Annotated in this window: 18 protein-coding genes and 1 tRNA gene; 13 read left to right on the top strand and 6 right to left on the bottom strand. The window is 69.6% G+C overall.

The window, feature by feature from the left end; translation table 11 throughout:
• Positions 1-58 precede the first annotated feature (58 nt).
• Entirely contained in the window at positions 59-709 is a 651-nt protein-coding gene (gene cpaB, locus AB0N02_RS11740) for a Flp pilus assembly protein CpaB (RefSeq protein WP_363945063.1), read from the bottom strand.
• A gap of 520 nt (positions 710-1,229) precedes the next feature.
• Positions 1,230-2,039, bottom strand: coding sequence for an S-methyl-5'-thioadenosine phosphorylase (locus AB0N02_RS11735; RefSeq protein WP_363945062.1), 810 nt, complete (start codon positions 2,037-2,039; stop codon positions 1,230-1,232).
• A 478-nt stretch (positions 2,040-2,517) separates the two neighbouring features.
• Between AB0N02_RS11735 and AB0N02_RS11730 the strand changes: the two genes are divergently transcribed.
• A complete protein-coding gene (locus AB0N02_RS11730; protein ID WP_363945060.1) occupies positions 2,518-4,608 on the top strand; it encodes an MFS transporter in 2,091 nt (696 codons plus the stop codon).
• A 378-nt stretch (positions 4,609-4,986) separates the two neighbouring features.
• Here the strand turns inward: AB0N02_RS11730 and AB0N02_RS11725 are convergent, their stop codons facing one another.
• The 3 genes from AB0N02_RS11725 to AB0N02_RS11715 form a co-directional block, all read right to left on the bottom strand.
• Positions 4,987-5,298: an FmdB family zinc ribbon protein gene (locus AB0N02_RS11725; RefSeq protein ID WP_363945059.1), complete on the bottom strand. Its 312-nt coding sequence runs from the start codon at positions 5,296-5,298 to the stop codon at positions 4,987-4,989.
• Positions 5,299-5,417: 119 nt separating this feature from the next.
• Positions 5,418-6,923, bottom strand: a complete 1,506-nt coding sequence (locus tag AB0N02_RS11720) for a potassium/proton antiporter (RefSeq protein WP_363945058.1) — start codon at positions 6,921-6,923, stop codon at positions 5,418-5,420.
• Positions 6,924-6,974: 51 nt separating this feature from the next.
• Positions 6,975-7,556, bottom strand: coding sequence for a 5-formyltetrahydrofolate cyclo-ligase (locus AB0N02_RS11715; RefSeq protein ID WP_363945057.1), 582 nt, complete (start codon positions 7,554-7,556; stop codon positions 6,975-6,977).
• 23 nt (positions 7,557-7,579) lie between these two features.
• Here AB0N02_RS11715 and galU point away from each other — a divergent pair, with 23 nt between their 5' ends.
• From galU to AB0N02_RS11675, 8 genes are all read left to right on the top strand, one after another.
• A complete protein-coding gene (galU, locus tag AB0N02_RS11710) occupies positions 7,580-8,479 on the top strand; it encodes a UTP--glucose-1-phosphate uridylyltransferase GalU (RefSeq protein ID WP_363945056.1) in 900 nt (299 codons plus the stop codon).
• Entirely contained in the window at positions 8,476-9,699 is a 1,224-nt protein-coding gene (gene glp, locus AB0N02_RS11705) for a gephyrin-like molybdotransferase Glp (RefSeq protein WP_363945055.1), read from the top strand. Before galU ends, glp begins: the two co-directional genes overlap by 4 nt.
• Positions 9,700-9,773: 74 nt before the next feature.
• The gene (moaC, locus tag AB0N02_RS11700; RefSeq protein WP_363945054.1) at positions 9,774-10,244 is read left to right on the top strand and encodes a cyclic pyranopterin monophosphate synthase MoaC; all 471 of its coding nucleotides are present in this window, start codon (positions 9,774-9,776) and stop codon (positions 10,242-10,244) included.
• A 24-nt stretch (positions 10,245-10,268) separates the two neighbouring features.
• Positions 10,269-10,742 carry a MogA/MoaB family molybdenum cofactor biosynthesis protein gene (locus tag AB0N02_RS11695; RefSeq protein WP_363945053.1) on the top strand — a complete coding sequence of 158 codons (474 nt, stop codon included), beginning with the start codon at positions 10,269-10,271 and terminating at the stop codon, positions 10,740-10,742.
• Between the two features lie 186 nt (positions 10,743-10,928).
• Positions 10,929-11,582: a GNAT family protein gene (locus AB0N02_RS11690; protein ID WP_363945415.1), complete on the top strand. Its 654-nt coding sequence runs from the start codon at positions 10,929-10,931 to the stop codon at positions 11,580-11,582.
• A gap of 124 nt (positions 11,583-11,706) precedes the next feature.
• Positions 11,707-12,480 (top strand): hypothetical protein, encoded by a 774-nt coding sequence (locus AB0N02_RS11685; protein WP_363945052.1) that lies wholly within the window; start codon positions 11,707-11,709, stop codon positions 12,478-12,480.
• Positions 12,481-12,547: 67 nt separating this feature from the next.
• Positions 12,548-12,624: transfer RNA gene (locus tag AB0N02_RS11680), tRNA-Ala, on the top strand.
• Positions 12,625-13,089: 465 nt separating this feature from the next.
• Complete coding sequence (locus tag AB0N02_RS11675; RefSeq protein WP_363945050.1) at positions 13,090-14,136, top strand: hypothetical protein; 1,047 nt, start codon at positions 13,090-13,092, stop codon at positions 14,134-14,136.
• Between the two features lie 83 nt (positions 14,137-14,219).
• Here AB0N02_RS11675 and AB0N02_RS11670 read toward each other — a convergent pair whose 3' ends face one another.
• Positions 14,220-14,600, bottom strand: coding sequence for a tyrosine-type recombinase/integrase (locus AB0N02_RS11670; RefSeq protein WP_363945413.1), 381 nt, complete (start codon positions 14,598-14,600; stop codon positions 14,220-14,222).
• A gap of 217 nt (positions 14,601-14,817) precedes the next feature.
• Between AB0N02_RS11670 and AB0N02_RS11665 the strand changes: the two genes are divergently transcribed.
• The 4 genes from AB0N02_RS11665 (at position 14,818) to AB0N02_RS11650 (ending at position 16,446) form a co-directional block, all read left to right on the top strand.
• On the top strand, positions 14,818-15,399 hold the full coding sequence (locus tag AB0N02_RS11665) for a hypothetical protein (protein ID WP_363945048.1): 582 nt from the start codon (positions 14,818-14,820) through the stop codon (positions 15,397-15,399).
• A gap of 39 nt (positions 15,400-15,438) precedes the next feature.
• Entirely contained in the window at positions 15,439-15,774 is a 336-nt protein-coding gene (locus AB0N02_RS11660; protein ID WP_363945046.1) for a hypothetical protein, read from the top strand.
• A 56-nt stretch (positions 15,775-15,830) separates the two neighbouring features.
• On the top strand, positions 15,831-15,992 hold the full coding sequence (locus AB0N02_RS11655) for a hypothetical protein (protein WP_363945044.1): 162 nt from the start codon (positions 15,831-15,833) through the stop codon (positions 15,990-15,992).
• Positions 15,993-16,062: 70 nt separating this feature from the next.
• Complete coding sequence (locus AB0N02_RS11650; protein WP_363945042.1) at positions 16,063-16,446, top strand: hypothetical protein; 384 nt, start codon at positions 16,063-16,065, stop codon at positions 16,444-16,446.
• Positions 16,447-16,600 lie beyond the last annotated feature (154 nt).

Below are 16,600 nucleotides of genomic sequence, written 5' to 3'. Positions count from 1 at the left end.
CCTGATTGACGTCCGTGGACTCGGCCTCAAAGCTTCACCGCTTTAAGTGTTCATGACATTACCCTGTGCGAGGCTCGATCGCGATTGACAGGCGTCCGCCTGTCTGGGCCGAGGCCAGTTCGACGGCCTGTGCGGAGGTCGTGGCCAGTACGACGAGCGCGCCCTGAGCCGGCTCTCCGTCGGGTATGGCCAGAACCGTGACGTTCTCGGCCACGGTCCGGGCCGGTGCGGAGCCGTCCCAGGTGGAAGGGGCGGCGAGCACGTCCACGACATCCCCTGGAGACAGCAGGCGCGCCGTCTGCGGGTCGGCGACGCGGACAGGGGTGGCCACCGTCCCCGGTCTCTGGGTGCTCAGCAGGCCGGGGCCAAGGAACCGGACATCCGTCAACGGCTCTCCGCGCCGCACGGGACCGGACAGGATCCTGCCGGTGACGGACGCTCCGGGTTTCAGGACGCCATCGGGGACCGTGTCGGGGCGCAGGGCGACGACCTTCAAATCGGCGGGGGCGAGTGTGCCTCCGGGGAGGTCTCGGGCCGCGGCGAGCACGGTCACCGATGCGGTGTCCGGCCGTAGTCCTGTTACGGCGCATGCCATCGCGAGAGCGGCGACGACGGTGGCGATGAGGCGATGGCGGCGTCCGCCGAGATGACGGAGGGCGCGGTTGCGGAAGGTGGGGGTGTGGGAGGTGGGGGTGCGGACGATGCGCACGGCTGACTCCATGGGGGGAGGGCCCGATAGGGGGAGAGTGACCTGCCCGACAGGGGAGGGGTGACCCGGAGGAAACCGGTTTGGAGGGCCATGGGAATCAGGCGGGGGATGACCTGGAGGAATCAGGGCGGAGGTGAGTCAGGAGGAGCGGGCTGGAGGCGGACTGGAGGAAATCAGCCTGGGAGCCGGGGATGGGAGGCAGCCGGGGGAGGCGTGAGAGGGCTGCGGCATGGCAACGCCGTGCAGGGATCTGGGAGCCGTGGGTGCACGGGGAGCCACAGTGTGGGGAGCGCGAGGGCGGTGTGTGGGGAGTCGCGGTGTGGGGAGCACGGGGGCGGTGTGGGGCCACCGTACGGGGAGCACGGGGGAGGAAGGTGCTCCGCCGTACGGGAGGGGTGCTCGCTGTGCGGGAAATGGAGAGCCGCTCGGATGGAGAGCCGGGCGGATGGAGAGCCGGGCGGGAGGTCGAAGACGGGAAGGGCTGTTGGGAGGTCGGAGAGGGTTTGGCGGGAGGGGGAGGTCAGCCCGGGAGCTCGAAGGGGAGGCGGAGGCCGTTCAGGACGTCGGGGCAGGGGCAGGTGCGTTTGTCGGGCAGGGCGGTGACGACGTCGGCGATGAGGGATCGCATGCGGGTGATGTTGGTGGCGAAGAAGGAGAGGACTTCCTCGTGGGTGACCCCCTCGCCCGCCTCGACGCCGGCGTCGTGGTCGGTGACCAGGGACAGCGTGGTGTAGCACAGGGCCAGTTCGCGGGCGAGGACGGCCTCGGGGAAGCCGGTCATGCCGACGATGGTCCAGCCGTTGGCGGTGAACCAGCGGGACTCGGCGCGGGTGGAGAAACGGGGGCCCTCGATGACCACCAGGGTGCCGTCTTCGGCGAGGTCCCATCCGGCGGACCGGGCGGTGTCGATGGCCGCCGCGCGGCCCGCGGGGCAGTAGGGGTCGGCGAAGGAGACGTGGACGACGCCGTCGGTGTCGTAGTAGGTCTGCGTGCGGCCAGAGGTGCGGTCGACGAGCTGGTCGGGGACCACCAGGGTGCCGGGGCCCAGCTCGGGGCGGAGGGAGCCGACCGCGCTGGGGGCGAGAACCTGGCGGACGCCAAGCGAGCGCAGGGCCCACAGGTTGGCGCGGTAAGGGATGAGATGGGGAGGGAAGCGATGGTCGCGGCCGTGGCGGGGCAGGAACGCCACGGACCGTGATCCGATCCGGCCGACGGTGATGACGTCGCTGGGTGGGCCATAGGGAGTGGTGACCTCGATCTCTGTCGCGTCGTCGAGCAGAGAGTAGAAGCCCGAGCCGCCGATGACCCCGATATCCGCATTGGTGACCATGGCGCCGAGGTTAGCGGCACAGGTGAGCCGCTGAGGAGCCCGGATCGTGTCCTGTGGATATCGGAAGAGGCTGGATCCCCGCCTGTGGATAACCGTATTTCCCAATGTGGTGATCTGATCACGCTGGGTATGATCTGTGTTACATCGATCGGGGGCGATCGGGGGTCGATATGGGCGTTGAGCCTTGGGGGCGGGCCGAAGCCGACACGACTGCCCGACCTGGGAAGTGGGCCGGGAACGTTCGCCGGGTTGCGCGCCGTCCATGGGCGTGGGCGTGGGCGTGGGCGTGGGCGTCGGCCGGGTCCGTGCCGTGGCTCGCCGTACCGGAGACTTGGGGGCTTCCGCATCCGGCGGTGAGGTCCGGTGGCCGGTTGAGGACCGGAGGCGCGGGGGCGGAGGCCGGTCGCCGCGTCGATGGTGGGGGGCCGGGAGCGGCCGGACGGGGTACGGGCGGCCGGGGGTGTGGGCGGCGGGGCGGATGAGTGTCGCCGAGTCCCGGCGGACGACAGGAGGGCTGGGGTTCGTCATCGGCGCGCTCATGCTGGGCATGCTGCTCGCCGCGCTCGACCAGACCATCGTGGCGACCGCGCTGCCGACGATCGTCGGCGACCTGGGCGGCCTCGGGGAGCTGTCCTGGGTGGTCACCGCCTACATGCTCGCCTCGACGGTTTCCACACCGCTGTGGGGCAAGCTCGGCGACCAGTACGGCAGGAAGCGGCTCTTCCAGGGGGCGATCGTCATCTTCCTGGCCGGCTCGGCGCTGTGCGGCATGTCGCGGAACATGGGGCAGCTGATCGGCTTTCGCGCGCTGCAGGGGTTCGGCGGCGGCGGTCTCATGGTGCTGGCCCAGGCGATCGTCGGGGACGTCGTGCCCGCCCGTGAGCGGGGAAGGTACCAGGGGTTCTTCGGCGCGGTGTTCGCCGTGTCCAGTGTCGCGGGGCCGCTGCTCGGCGGCCTGTTCGTCGACCATCTGTCCTGGCACTGGGTCTTCTACGTCAACCTGCCGGTCGGGTTCGTCGCGCTGGCCGTGATCTCCTCGGCACTCCCGCCGGGCACGGACCGGAGGCACCATGTCATCGACCATCTCGGCATCGTCCTCCTCGGTACGGCGGCCGCCTGCCTGGTGCTGATGACCACCTGGGGCGGGACCGTCCGTCCCTGGGACGATCCGGTCGTCATCGGGCTGGGGGTCGCCGCGGCGGCCCTGCTGGCACTGTGGTGGCAGGTCGAGAGGCGTGCCGCGGAACCGGTGCTGCCGCTTCACCTGTTCGGGCTGAGGGCCTTCGACGTGGCGTCGCTGATCGGTTTCGCCGTGGGGTTCGCGATGTTCGGCCCGCTCACCTACATGCCGCTGTTCCTCCAGGTCGTCCAGGGCGTCTCGCCCACCCTGTCCGGCATCCACCTGCTTCCGATGATGGCGGGCATGCTGGTGACCTCGATCGTCACCGGGCAGGTCATCACGCGTACCGGGAGATACAAGGTGTTCCCGATCGCGGGCGGCGCGACCACGACACTCGGGCTCCTCCTGCTCTCCCGGGTCCGCGAGGACATCTCGGTCTTCGAGCTGAGCGCGTACCTGCTCGTGCTGGGCGTCGGCATCGGCCTGGTGATGCAGGTGCTGGTGATCGTCGTGCAGAACGCCGTGGGCTTCGAGGACCTGGGGGTGGCCACCTCCGGGGTCACCTTCTTCCGCTCCATCGGGGGCTCCTTCGGCGTCGCGGTCGCGGGGACCATCTTCACCTCGCGGCTCGCCGAGGAGCTGGTACGGCTGTCGCACACGGTCCGGCTCCCGCCCGGCCTCGATGCGGCGGTCCGGTCGGACCCGGAGGCCGTCCGGAGGCTGCCGCCCGAGACCGTGACCGCGTTCCTCACGGCGTATTCGGACGCGATCGCCCAGGTGTTCCGCTACAGCGCGCCGGTCGCCCTGGTCGCCTTCGCGGTGGCGTGGCTGCTCCCCGAGGTGCCTCTGCGCGAGACCACCAAACCGGTCGACCTGGGGGAGTGCTACGGCGCCGTGCCCACGGCGCGGTCCTCCCTCGACGAGGTCGAGCGGGGGCTGTGGCGGCTCGCCGACGCGGACATGCGCGGGGACTACTATCGCCGCCTGGGCGACATGGCCCGGCTGGATCTGCCTCCCGGCTCTGTGTGGCTGATCGCGAGGCTGGGCACCCGGGGCAGTCAGACGGGCGCGGAGCTGGCAGAACGGGCGGGGGTGACGGTCGGGCAGGGCAGGCCGTACGCCGACCTGCTCGTCGACCGGGGCCTGGCCGGCCGTACGGCCGGCGGCACGCGCCTCGAACTCACCCCGGCCGGTGAGCGGGTGGCGGACCTGCTGGTCACCGAGGTGCGCGAGGGGCTCAGGCGCATGGTCCACGACTGGGGCGTCGCTGAGCATCCAGGGCTTCGCGAACTGCTGAACAGACTGCCGCACGAGATGCTCGGATCGGCCTCCGACCGTCCTCGCGGTGGACCCGGCGGACCCGGTGGATCGGGCGGACCCGGTGGACCCGGTGGACCCGGCGGACGAGGCGGACCCGGCGGGCACAGTGGACGCGGTGGACGACCGTGAACGCGGTGAATGACGTCGGGCCCGGCGGACGAGCTGGATGACACCGACCCTGATGTGGGCCGGTGCCCGTTTCCCGTCCTGAGACGGTCGGGCTCCCCGTTCGTGGCGGCCGACCACCACCGTCGGGTGACCGGATCATCGCTCATGGTGGCCGGTCACCGCCGTACGGTGACCGAGGCGCCGTCCGTGGCGGAGACGTCGACGGTCCGCGACCGGTCCGTCATCCCCGCGACCGGTCGTCACCCCTGTGAGGCCCGGCGTCCCCGTGTCGGCCGGGCTTTCGACCCCGTGACGGCTGTCCGCCGCTTCCATGGTTGCCGCCTTCGCCGCCACGGTGACCGGCTTCGGTCCCCGGTGGCCGGTTCGGGACGGGCGGGTTCAGGAGGCGGCGGGTGCCGGGCTGCTCGCGGCGGGCGTGGGCTTCGACTCGGCGGGCTTGGAGTCGGTGGACTTCGACTCGCCGGAGGAGCCCGTGGCCGAGGACGCGCCGGAGCTCACGGTGCTGGACGAGGAGGACCGGCTGTCGGTCCGGTAGAAGCCCGAGCCCTTGAAGACGATGCCGACCGCGGAGAACACCTTGCGAAGCTCACCGGCGCAGGACGGGCACTCGGTGAGCGCGTCGTCGGAGAACTTCTGCACGATGTCGAACTCGTTGCCGCAGGCACTACAGGCGTACTGGTAGGTGGGCACGCGCTCCTCCTCTTGGGTCCGCGCCGATTGGCACTCTATTGACGCGACTGCTAATGATAGGCAGCCGACAAGCTTAAACGCGAGTCGGATCTGTCACATTCCATCCGGTATTTGGCTGATCACTTACCCAGCTCGCCGAACCAACCGGCGAGCTTGCCGCGGCGGCTGATCGCCTTCATCCGCCGTTCGACCAGTTCCCGGTGCGCCGCCGTCGTCACCACCAGGAGCTGGTCGTCGACCCTGATCCTGGTCGATCCCTCGGGCACGAACGTCCGGCCGTCCCTGACGATCAACGTGACCTGGGCGTCCGTGGGCAGTCTCAGTTCGAAGATCTCCACGCCGTGCAGCTTGGAGGTCGGCGGCACCTTGATCTGCAGCAGGTCGGCGTTGAGCTCCTCCAGCGGCGCCGACTCGACCTCCAGGTCCCGGGCCTCGTCGGGGGTGGACAGGCCGAGAGTCTTGGCCAGGAAGGGCAGCGTCGGCCCCTGGATCAGGGTGTAGACGACGACGATGACGAAGACCTCGTTGAACACCAGCTTGGCGACGCTGCTGTTCGTCGCGTTGGCGGCCCAGGGGATGGTGGCCAGCACGATGGGCACCGCGCCGCGCAGACCGGCCCAGGACAGGAAGGCCTGCTCCCGCCAGTTCAGCCGGTCGATGCGCGCCAGCCGTATCACCTGGGCGCAGATCACGATCGACAGGGGCCGGGCGACCGCGACCAGGATCAGCCCCGCCACCAGGCCCGGGATGATCGCCGAGGGCATCTCCGACGGGCTGGCCAGCATTCCGAGCATGACGAACAGGCCGATCTGGGCCAGCCAGGCCACGCCCTCGGCGAAGCCCCGCGAGGAGGCGCGGTGGGGCATGCGGGAGTTGCCCATGACCAGGGTGGCCAGGTAGACCGCGAGGAAACCGCTGCCGTGCAGGAGCACGGCGCCCGCGTAGGCGACGAACGCCAGCGCGAGCACCGCGATCGGGTACAGGCCGGAGACGGGCAGGGCGATGCGGCGCAGCGCGTACACGCCGAGCGGGCCGACCACCAGGCCGACGACCGCGCCGACGAACAGCTCGAAGACGACCATCAGCAGCGCCTGCCCCAGGCTGGGCGAGGCCGCGGCGCTCAGCAGCATCACCGCGATGACGGTGGGCGCGTCGTTGAAGCCGGACTCGGCCTCCAGGATGCCCGCCAGACGTGAGGGCAGCGGCAGGCGGCGCAGGACGGAGAAGACGGCCGCCGCGTCGGTCGAGGCGAGGACCGCGCCGAGCAGCAGCGCGGTCCGCCAGTTCATGCCGAGCAGCGTGTGCACCGCGACCGCGACGGCCGCGATGCTCACTCCCACCCCGAGGGTCGCGAGCACCAGCGCGGTGGGGATGGATCGCCGTACGTGGTGCCAGTTGGTGGTCAGACCACCTTCGGCCAGGATGACCGCGAGGGCGATCAGGCCCATCTGCTGGGCGAGCAGCGGGTTCTCGAACTGGAGCCCCAGGCCGGATTCACCGAGGAGCAGACCGAAACCCAGGAAGATCAGAAGACTGGGCAGTCCGCTGCGATGGGCGATCCGCACCGCGACGATCGCCGCGATGACGATCCCCGCCCCGAGAAGCAGCCAGACGTCCAATCCCATCTGGCCCCCTCCCTGATTACAGGGACCATTGTGTCGTATTGGACTGACTCGTCAGTCACACCCCATAACCACTTGTGTTATGCCGTTCGGCTGTGCAACGTAGCGAACCGGCAGGTCATGGGGCTCGGCGGGGACTTCGTCCAGGAGTTCGCCCTCGTGCAAAAGCGCGACCGTCGGCACGTTGGGGCCGACCCGCGCCAGCGCCCTGTCGTAGGAGCCGCCGCCCCGGCCGAGCCGTACGCCGGTCGAGCGGTCGACCGCCAGCGCGGGCACGATCACGAGCGCGGCGGTCCTGACGGCGTCCACGCCCCGCCGGACATCGACCGGCTCCATGAGACCGAAACGTCCCGGGGCGAGGGTGTCCGGCCCGTCGTACACCGCCCAGTCGAGGTCGTCGTCGTCGCGGAGCACCGGCAGGATCACGGTCGCGCCGTGCTTCCACAGGGCGAAGACGAGCCCGTGGGTGGACGGCTCGGTGCCGATCGACCAGTAACACGCGACGAGCCCCGCCATCTGGACCCACGGCTGCTCCAGCAGGCACTCCCGGGTCCTGACGGAGGCCGCGTGCCGCTCGTCTTCCGGGATCGCGGCACGGGCGGCCTCGATCGCCGACCGCAGCCTCAGCTTGTCCACAACCCCTCCACTATCGTTTTCGTATGGCCGACTTCGATCTCGTGACCAAAGCCGTCGTTCCTGCCGCGGGCCTGGGCACCCGCTTCCTCCCGGCGACGAAGGCGACTCCCAAGGAGATGCTGCCCATCGTCGACAAGCCCGCCATCCAGTATGTCGTCGAGGAGGCGGTCTCCGCCGGTCTGCTCGACGTCCTCATGGTCACAGGTAAGAACAAGCGTTCCATCGAAGATCATTTCGACCGGGCCATCGAGCTGGAAGATGTCCTGGAAGCCAAAGGCGACGACGAACGGCTCTCCCAGGTGCGGGAGCCCGCCGACCTCGCCACCCTCCACTACGTACGACAGGGCGAACCGCGCGGCCTCGGCCACGCCGTGCTCTGCGCCAAGCAGCACGTCGGGGACAACCCCTTCGCGTGCCTGCTCGGCGACGACCTGATCGACTACCGTGACGAGCTGCTCAAACGCATGATCGAGGTACGCCGCGCCCGCGGCGGCAGCGTCATCGCGCTGATGGAGGTCCCCAAGGAACAGGTCTCCCTGTACGGCTGCGCAGCCATCGAACCCACCGAGGAGAACGACGTGGTCCGGGTGACGGACCTGGTGGAGAAGCCTCCCGCCGAGGAGGCCCCGTCCAACTGGGCGATCATCGGCAGATACGTGATCGACCCGGCCGTGTTCGAGGTCCTGGAGAACACCCCGCCGGGCCGTGGCAACGAGATCCAGCTCACCGACGCCCTGCGCACCCTGGCCACCCGCGGCGCCGAGGAAGGCGGCCCCGTCCACGGCGTGCTGTTCCGCGGCCGTCGCTACGACACCGGCAACAAGATCGACTATCTGCGGACGGTGGTGCAGCTCGCCGCCGAACGCTCCGACCTGGCACCGGAGTTCCTGCCCTGGCTGAAGGAGTTCCTGGCGTCCCGATGAGTCACACAAGCCCGGCGAGCCCCGCCGCTCCTCTGAGAACGGTCGACGAGCACCTCGCCGACATCCTGCTCACCGTGCGGTCGCTCGCTCCACTGGAGATCGAGCTGGAAGGGGCGCTGGGCACCACGCTGGCCGAGGCGGTCACCTCCCCGGTGTCGCTGCCGCCGTTCGCCAACTCGGCCATGGACGGCTATGCCGTACGGGCCGAGGACGTGGCGGGGGCGCCGACGACGCTGCCGGTGGTCGGCGACATCGCGGCCGGCGACGGCCGGTCGCTGGTCGTCGATCCCGGCACGGCCATGCGCATCATGACCGGTGCCCCGATGCCCGCGGGAGCGGACGCGGTGGTTCCGGTCGAGTGGACCGACGGCGGAACGGCGCGGGTCGCGATCGAGCGGCCCGCGCCCGCGGGGTACGCGATCCGCGGGGCGGGTGAGGACGTGCGCGCCGGTGACGTCGTGCTGCCCGCCGGCACCCTGATCGGCCCCGCCCAGCTCGGCGTCCTGGCCGGGGTGGGCCGCCGCAGGGTGCTGGTACGGCCCCGCCCCCGGGTCGTGGTCATCTCGACCGGCGCCGAGCTGGTCGAGCCCGGCAGCCCGCTGGCCCCCGGTCAGATCTGGGAGTCCAACAGCTACACCCTTGTCGCCGCCGTCCGGGAGGCCGGCGGCGAGGGGTACCGGGCCGGGATCGTGGCCGACGACGCCGCGAGCTTCCTCGACCAGCTCGACGCCCAGCTCCTGCGGGCCGACGCCGTGATCACCAGCGGCGGCGTCTCGATGGGCGCCTACGAACCGGTCAAGGAGGCGCTCGGCCCCCTCGGCACGGTCCGTTTCGACCGCGTCGCCATGCAGCCGGGCATGCCCCAGGGTTTCGGGGTGGTCGGGGCGGACCAGGTTCCGGTCTTCGCGCTGCCGGGCAACCCCGTGTCGTCCTTCGTGTCGTTCATGCTGTTCGTCAGGCCCGCGCTGCGGAAGATGCAGGGCCTGCCCGCGGGCCCGACGCCCACCGTGCGGGCCGTGATCTCCTCCCCGCTTCGTTCCCCGAAGGGGAAGCGCTCCTACCTGCGCGCGGTGCTCGCCGCCGACGGCTCGGTCGCTCCGGTGACCCGGCAGGGCTCCCACCAGCTCGCCGCGCTGGCCTCGGCCAACGCGCTGATCGTGGTTCCCGAGGACGTCACCGAGGTGCCGGAGGGGGCGACCATGGAGGTGATCCCGCTGTGACCGGGGTTCCGGGACCGGCGGCAGGCAGACCGGATCGAGGGGAATAGAGGGGAATCGAGAGGAACGGTGTCCGTATGAATGGCTTCACCCACATCGACGAGACCGGCGCGGCGCGCATGGTGGACGTCTCGGCCAAGGACGTCTCCGCCCGTACGGCCGCCGCGAGCGGCAAGGTACTGCTGTCCGCCGAGGCCGTCGCCCTGCTGCGCTCGGGTGACGTTCCCAAGGGCGACGCGCTCGGTACGGCGCGCATCGCCGGGATCATGGGGGCCAAGCGCACCCCCGACCTGATCCCGCTCTGCCACCCGATCGCGCTGCACGGTGTGAAGGTCGACCTGGCCGTGGTCGACGACGGCGTGGAGATCGTCGCCCGGGTCAGGACCGCGGACCGGACCGGCGTGGAGATGGAGGCGCTGACCGCCGTCTCGGTCGCCGCGCTGGCACTGATCGACATGGTCAAGGCGGTCGACCCGGCGGCGGTGATCACCGATGTCCGCGTCGAGGAGAAGACCGGCGGCAAGACCGGAGTCTGGACCAGGCCGTAGCAGCGGGGCTGGCAGGATGGCGGCATGAGAGCTCTGGTGATCACGGCGTCCAACCGGGCCTCGGCCGGGATATACGAGGACAGGTCCGGCAAGCTGCTGGCCGAGTTGCTCGTCGAGGCCGGTTGCGAGGTGGACGGCCCGCGCGTGGTTCCCGACGGCGAGGCGGTGGAGGCGGCGTTGCGCGCCGGGGTCGCCGAGGGCTATGACGTGATCGTCACCACCGGGGGCACCGGCCTGACCCCGGCCGACCTCACCCCGGAGATGACCGCACGGGTGCTCGACAGGGAGATACCCGGTATCGCCGAGGCCGTCCGCCAGGCCAACCGTGACAGGGTGCCCACCTCGATCCTGTCCAGAGGGCTCGCGGGGCAGGCGGCGAACACCCTGATCGTCAACCTTCCGGGTTCCTCCGGCGGGGTCCGCGACGGCATGGCGGTGCTCGCGCCCGTTCTCGCGCACGCGGTCGACCAGATCCGCGGCGGGGACCACCCGCGCTGACGGACGGGGATCACCTCCGTCGGCGGGTGGGGGGCGCTCCCGCCGGTGGTTGGAGACCACCCGCGTCGACGGGCGGGGTGCCCCACGCCGGGCGGGCGGGATTTTCCACGCCCGCAGAGCCGGGACTCCGCCCGTGCAGACAGGGGTCGGGGACTCCGTGGCACGTCGGCGTGTCTTCGGGAGATGATGGAGGATGTGGATCGACTTCGTGGCTGGCCGGTGACCCTGACGGAAGGCCCGGTGGGACTCCGGCCGCTACGCCTTCGGGATGTGCGCGTCTGGCGCGAGATGCGGCTGCGCAATGCCAACTGGCTGCGCCCGTGGGAACCGAGCAACCCTGAGACCCCGCTGTTCCGGACCGGTCTCGGCCCCTACATCTCGATGGCGGGCACCCTCCGCAGGGAGGCCAGGCAGGGACTCGCGCTGCCGTGGGTCGTCACCTACCAGGGGGCTTTCGCCGGACAGCTCACCATTGGTGCAATTGTCTGGGGCTCGGCGAGATCGGCCCAGATCGGCTATTGGGTCGACGGCGCCCTGGCCGGGCGGGGCATCATTCCCACCGCCGTGGCCATGGCGGTCGACCACTGTTTCTTCACCACCGGGCTGCACCGGGTCGAGGCGAATATCCGTCCGGAAAATCACGCGAGCCGCCGTGTGGTTGAAAAGCTTGGCTTTAGGGAAGAAGGCATCAGACGGCGTCATCTGCACATCGATGGCGCTTGGCGTGACCACATTTGTTACGCCCTCACGGTCGAAGACGCACCAAGAGGTTTGCTGGTGCGTTGGCGCAGGGCCCGGGAGGCGGCGGCCCACGGTGGCGCTCCCCATGAAGAGGTTTGAAGATCTCGCGACACACCGCACTGAATACTCGTCAAATAGTGACACGCGGCCTTACTGTGCGTGACGTGAGCACATTGAAGACGCCAAGGGACCACAGGCGTTTTCATGCTGCCCGGAGGTGGCCGTGAGCAGTGTTCTTCTGTACCTGGCCATTGTCGTCATGTGGTTGTGCGTGCTCGTGCCCATGTGGTTGCGCCGTGACCGGCCCACCTTCGTGGAGCTTCAGGACGACGCGGAGCAGTACGTTCAGGACGAGCAGGCGATGGAGGACCCCTCGACCGAGGTGATCCCCGCCCCCGGGTCCGCGCAGGCCTCGCCGTCCACGTCGGCGTCGGCGTCACCCTCCGTGTCGGCGTCCTCGTCGTTCTCTCCGGCCGCGTCCGCTCACGGGTCCCACGCGCCCGCCTCGGGGACCACGCCGGTGTCGCGCTCCGCCTCCTCACCCGCGTCGGAGTCCTCCGGCGCGTCGGCCGCCGCGCCCCCGCCCTCGGCGGGCCCGCCGCTCAGGCCCAGGCGATCTCCGGTCGGCCGCAGACGCGCCGAGCTGCGCCGGCGGGCACTGCGGGTCGCCAAGCGCAGGCGGCTGACCCTGTGGTGCGTACTGATGATCCTCGCCTCGGTGGTGACGGCCGCCGTCCAAGTGATCCCCTGGTGGGGGGTTGCGCCCTCAGTGGCTCTTCTCGGGTTTTATCTGGTGATCCTCAGGGTTTCGGTGCAGATCGACGCCGAGCGCCGCAGAGCCGCCTCCCGGGCCCGCGCGGAACGCGCCAGACGTGCTCGCCGAAGGGCTGAGCTGGAGGTTCGGCGGCCGGTGGCGGAGATCATCGATCTGACGGCCGTACGCGACGAGATCTTCGACCAGTACGCCGACCCGGGGCGCCGCGCGGTCGGCGACTGATCTTCGGCCTCCCCGGCCGCATATGGCGCGAGCGCCTCCGGAAGTTTGCTAACCTAGGTGACGTCTTGGGGATGTAGCGCAGTCCGGTAGCGCACTTCGTTCGCATCGAAGGGGCCAGGGGTTCGAATCCCCTCATCTCCACCAAGGCCAGAGGCCGCTTCCGAGAGATCGGAAGCGGCCTTCTGCATTGCTGAGTGACCAACTGAGTGACTATGTTTTTGATCATCACTTGGGGGGCCATCCCCAGGATGGGATTCGTTCACACGATTTAGCGTCGCTGCTGCCCCTCCCACCTTCTTGGCCGTCCGTGACCGGATGGCTCCGCCTGGCTGCTCTCGGCGTGATGGTGGCCAGAAAGGACAGTGAGCGGTGCCCGATTTGGGGCGGCTGGACGCGGGGGGACCCGAAGGATCTGGCCACGATAGGGCTGGGCAGCATGCAAGTGGCCCCCTCGATCCAGGCCAGCCTGTCCCGTCCAGTCGGTCCGCACCTACCGACCTTGTGCCGCCGGTCCCCATGGCCGCGAAGAACACGGCTCCTGCCAAGGACAGGACTTCAGAAACGTCGGCCGTGGCGCGGTCGGCGTCTTCCCGCCGACGCCTCGGGTGGATGATCGCCGCGCTGACGGCTTGCGTGGCGCTTGCCATCAGCTTCTGGCCTTCCGCAGATCTGCTGGGCCACCACGATGACGTCGTCTCGGCGGTGGCGGTCGGGGAGGTGGACGGACGACCGGTCGCCGTCACCGGCGGTGGTGGCGGTGAGGGGGGTGACGGGACTGTGCGGGTGTGGGATCTGACCACACGTGCACCTGTCGGCGAACCGATGAGCGGTCACCCCGCCGGTGTTTTGGCGGTGGCGGTCGGGGAAGTGAACGGACGACCGGTCGCCGTCACCGGTGGCTATGACGGCACTGTGCGGGTGTGGGACCTGATCACGCGCCAACCCCTCGGCGAGCCGATGGTGGCCAGCCGCAGCGATTTTGTCCATGCGGTGGCAGTCGGGGAGGTGGATGGACGACCGGTCGCCGTCACCGGCGGTGACTGGGGTGATGCCACGCATAAGTTCCCCGTGCGGGTGTGGGACCTGATCACGCGCCAATCCCTCGGCGAACCGATGACCGGACACACCGGCCTTATCGTTGCGGCGGCGGTCGGGAAGGTGGATGGTCGCCCGGTCGCTGTCACCGGAGACGTTGACGGCACTGTGCGGGTGTGGGACCTGATCACGCGCCAACCCCTCGGCGAACCGATGACCAGCCATACCCGCGTCTGGGGGGTGGCGATTGGGCAGGTGGACGGGCGGCCGGTCGCTGTCACCGGCGGTGAAGATGAGAACATGCGGGTGTGGGATTTGACCACGTACAAACTCATCGGCGAACCGGTGCCAACTGGCCACACCTACGGTTTCTCGGCGGTGGCGGTCGGGGAGGTAAGCGGGTGGCCGGTCGCCGTCACCGGTGGTGGCGGCGGTCCCGACAATGATGGGACTGTGCGGGTGTGGGATTTGACCACACGCCAACCCCTCGGCGAGCCGGTGGGATACACCAACAGTGTCTTTGCGGTGGCGGTCGGACAGGTGGATGGCCGCCCGGTCGCCGTCACCGGAGACGGTGACGGCACCGTGCGGATACGGGATCTGAGTGTCTACACGCGATGAGTCATGACTGTCGAAGTCGATGCTTTCAAGGGATCGATGCATCACCAATGCTCGAAATCTGAGCGTAGATCACTTCGTAAAGATCAACTATTTGGGAAGATTCGGTCCATTGCCTCGGCACCTTCCAACATCACGGGTCTGAGCTGTTTGCGATAGATGATCTCAGTGACGGTGGTGTTGCGGTGGCCGACCAGGCGGGAGATGTTCTCTAGGGGGACGCCGGAGTCCGACAGCAGCGAGACGAAGCTGTGGCGCATCTCACGGGGTGTCCACTCCTTAGCGTTCAGCCCCGACCTGTTGAGCACGCTTCGGAAGGAATGCTGGACGCTGTGCGCGTCGAGGGCCGTGCCGACCTTGGACGAGAAGTGGCCGCGGAAGCAGAGTGTGTGAGCCCACTGCCGGAGCCGGAGCGGTGCGAGGTCGGGGTGGGTCTCGGGGTTGCCGAGTTCCCACGCGGTACGGATGGATGCGATTCCCCCGGGGCAGGGCTTCGGGGAGCGTGGTGGTGGGGCCGGGCGGTTCCGGGCGTGTGATCGTGTGGATGTTCCTGGAGAAGAGAGGGGCGGTGGGCGGTGGGGTGGCCGTCGGCGAGTGGTCGGTCATCTCGAAGATGTGGTCTTCATTGGATAGCATCACTATCTTATGTTGGATAGCATGGTTATCCAAAGGAGGGTGAGTCCTGTGACCGTGATCGTTCTCGCCGTGGCCGCGCTGTGCTTCCGTCTGTTGGGCGTGCTGCTCGGTCTGGCCCGCTTCGCCACCTGGCGTGTGAGCGCCGCGCACGGCCTGGCCGTCATGCTCGTGATGACGGCCAGTGCCCACTTCGTCCCGTCAGACGTGACCTTCATGCCGAACCGTGCCGACATGGTGGCCATGGTTCCGCCGTTCGTCCCGTTCCCCGCCTTCGTGGTCTATCTGACCGGCGTCCTGGAGCTGGCCGGGGCGGTGGGCCTTGTGCTCCCGGCCACCCGGCGGGCGGCCGGGATCTGCCTGGCGCTGCTGTTCGTGCTCATGCTTCCGGCCAACGTCTACGCCGCGCTGGCCGGGGTGACCTTGGCGGGAGAGGCGGCGACGCCGCTGTGGCGACGCCTGCCCGAGCAGGTCCTCTACATCGGCGTGGCGCTCTGGGCGGCGGGCCTCGGTGCCCCCGGGGCATCGACGAGCGTGGCCCGATCCCGGATCCGTGGCGATCATCCGGCAGCGCCGATGCCCGCCAAGAACGGCCTGGCCGACTCCGGTGAACCTGAGGGGTCAACGCATTAGTCTGATTCCCAGGCGACTCGGACGGAGGCGTGGACGCAGATGAGCGAGGCCGATCCGCACATCCACGTCGAGGAGAAGGTGACGCAGGCCGGTGCCGCTTTCCGCAACGTGATCGTGTCGTCGTTGGGGCGTGTGCCCGACGCGCCGAGTGTCGTCACCACCGGTTGCGGGCTCCAGGTGCCCTACGCGATGACCTCACCCCGTCCGGAAAGCGTCACCTGCCTCGCCTGCCGGGAGCACGCCCACCGGGAGCACCTGCGCTTCGCCGAGCAGGTGGAGCGCCTGAGCCGGATGCCCGGCGCGCCCGTCACGGGCGAGCAGGCGGCCAAGGCCGCGCAGTGGGCCCGGGACGTCGCCAAGAGGTTCTCCGACTGACCAAGAGCGCTTCCAGCACCCCGGTGGGGATCCGGGCCGGTACGAGGTGGCCAGGCGTGGTGAACGCTCTCGCCGGGCACGGCTTCCCCGAGGGCGTCTCGGCTGTGACCATGAATCTCGCCCGCGTCCCCATGCTCGTCCGGGGGCCGCCGCTCGCCCTGACGGCGCCGGCCTACCGGTGCCGGAGAAGCGCGGGGAGCGGGGAGCGGCGCGGGTGATAACGCCTTGCCGGCCTTGCCGGAGATCTGCCACCGTCGATCTCGTACGAGCGACCGGAGTGAGTGGATCATGGACCGGAAGACGCCTCAGGAGAAGAAACGGCTGAGCTACGCGAAGGATCGTCGTAACGACTACGGCGAGAACGACAAGAGCTCTCGCAAGAGCATCCGGCGACACAAGCGGGTTCCTCATCGCGCCAACCGGCACCGTGACCATCAGATCCTTGAAGGGGCCCGGGGTGCCGTCGACGAGCGGCTGGGCGGAGTGGTCGAGGAACGGCTTTACGTCAGGCGGCCCAAGCGCTGGAGGAAGTTCCGCGACGCGCCCCTCGGTGAGGTCCTGCAGGCCCGTATCGAGCACCGGGTGAGGCAGGGCATCGAGGATCCGGAGACCGGACGGAGACGTGTCCGCCGCATTCGCCGGCGGCAGGGTAAGGCGACCGGCGACGACTGACCCGCCCCGGTGTCGTCCTCGCCGGTCGGCGAGGCATCCCCTCGTCTTCACCGGGACGCCGGGATGCCGGGATGCCTCCGGGATGCAGACGGGTCATCGGGACGCAGGCGGGACACCAGGATGCAGACGGGACAGCGGGATGCCGTCGGGATGG

This window comes from Streptosporangium sp. NPDC051022 (assembly GCF_040683035.1).
In the GTDB taxonomy this organism is placed as follows: domain Bacteria; phylum Actinomycetota; class Actinomycetes; order Streptosporangiales; family Streptosporangiaceae; genus Streptosporangium.
The sequence above is the reverse complement of the archived record's forward strand: the minus strand, read 5'-3'. Positions and strand labels throughout refer to the sequence as shown.

Bases quoted from the DNA above. Each gene is read 5' to 3' on its own strand.
- AB0N02_RS11695 (WP_363945053.1), top strand. From the start codon at position 10,269: ATGAGAGCTCTGGTGATCACGGCGTCCAACCGGGCCTCGGCCGGGATA.
- moaC (WP_363945054.1), top strand. From the start codon at position 9,774: ATGAATGGCTTCACCCACATCGACGAGACCGGCGCGGCGCGCATGGTG.
- galU (WP_363945056.1), top strand. From the start codon at position 7,580: ATGGCCGACTTCGATCTCGTGACCAAAGCCGTCGTTCCTGCCGCGGGC.
- AB0N02_RS11735 (WP_363945062.1), bottom strand. From the start codon at position 2,039: ATGGTCACCAATGCGGATATCGGGGTCATCGGCGGCTCGGGCTTCTAC.
- AB0N02_RS11650 (WP_363945042.1), top strand. From the start codon at position 16,063: ATGGACCGGAAGACGCCTCAGGAGAAGAAACGGCTGAGCTACGCGAAG.
- AB0N02_RS11660 (WP_363945046.1), top strand. From the start codon at position 15,439: ATGAGCGAGGCCGATCCGCACATCCACGTCGAGGAGAAGGTGACGCAG.
- glp (WP_363945055.1), top strand. From the start codon at position 8,476: ATGAGTCACACAAGCCCGGCGAGCCCCGCCGCTCCTCTGAGAACGGTC.
- AB0N02_RS11730 (WP_363945060.1), top strand. From the start codon at position 2,518: ATGAGTGTCGCCGAGTCCCGGCGGACGACAGGAGGGCTGGGGTTCGTC.
- AB0N02_RS11690 (WP_363945415.1), top strand. From the start codon at position 10,929: ATGGAGGATGTGGATCGACTTCGTGGCTGGCCGGTGACCCTGACGGAA.
- AB0N02_RS11675 (WP_363945050.1), top strand. From the start codon at position 13,090: ATGATCGCCGCGCTGACGGCTTGCGTGGCGCTTGCCATCAGCTTCTGG.
- AB0N02_RS11720 (WP_363945058.1), bottom strand. From the start codon at position 6,923: ATGGGATTGGACGTCTGGCTGCTTCTCGGGGCGGGGATCGTCATCGCG.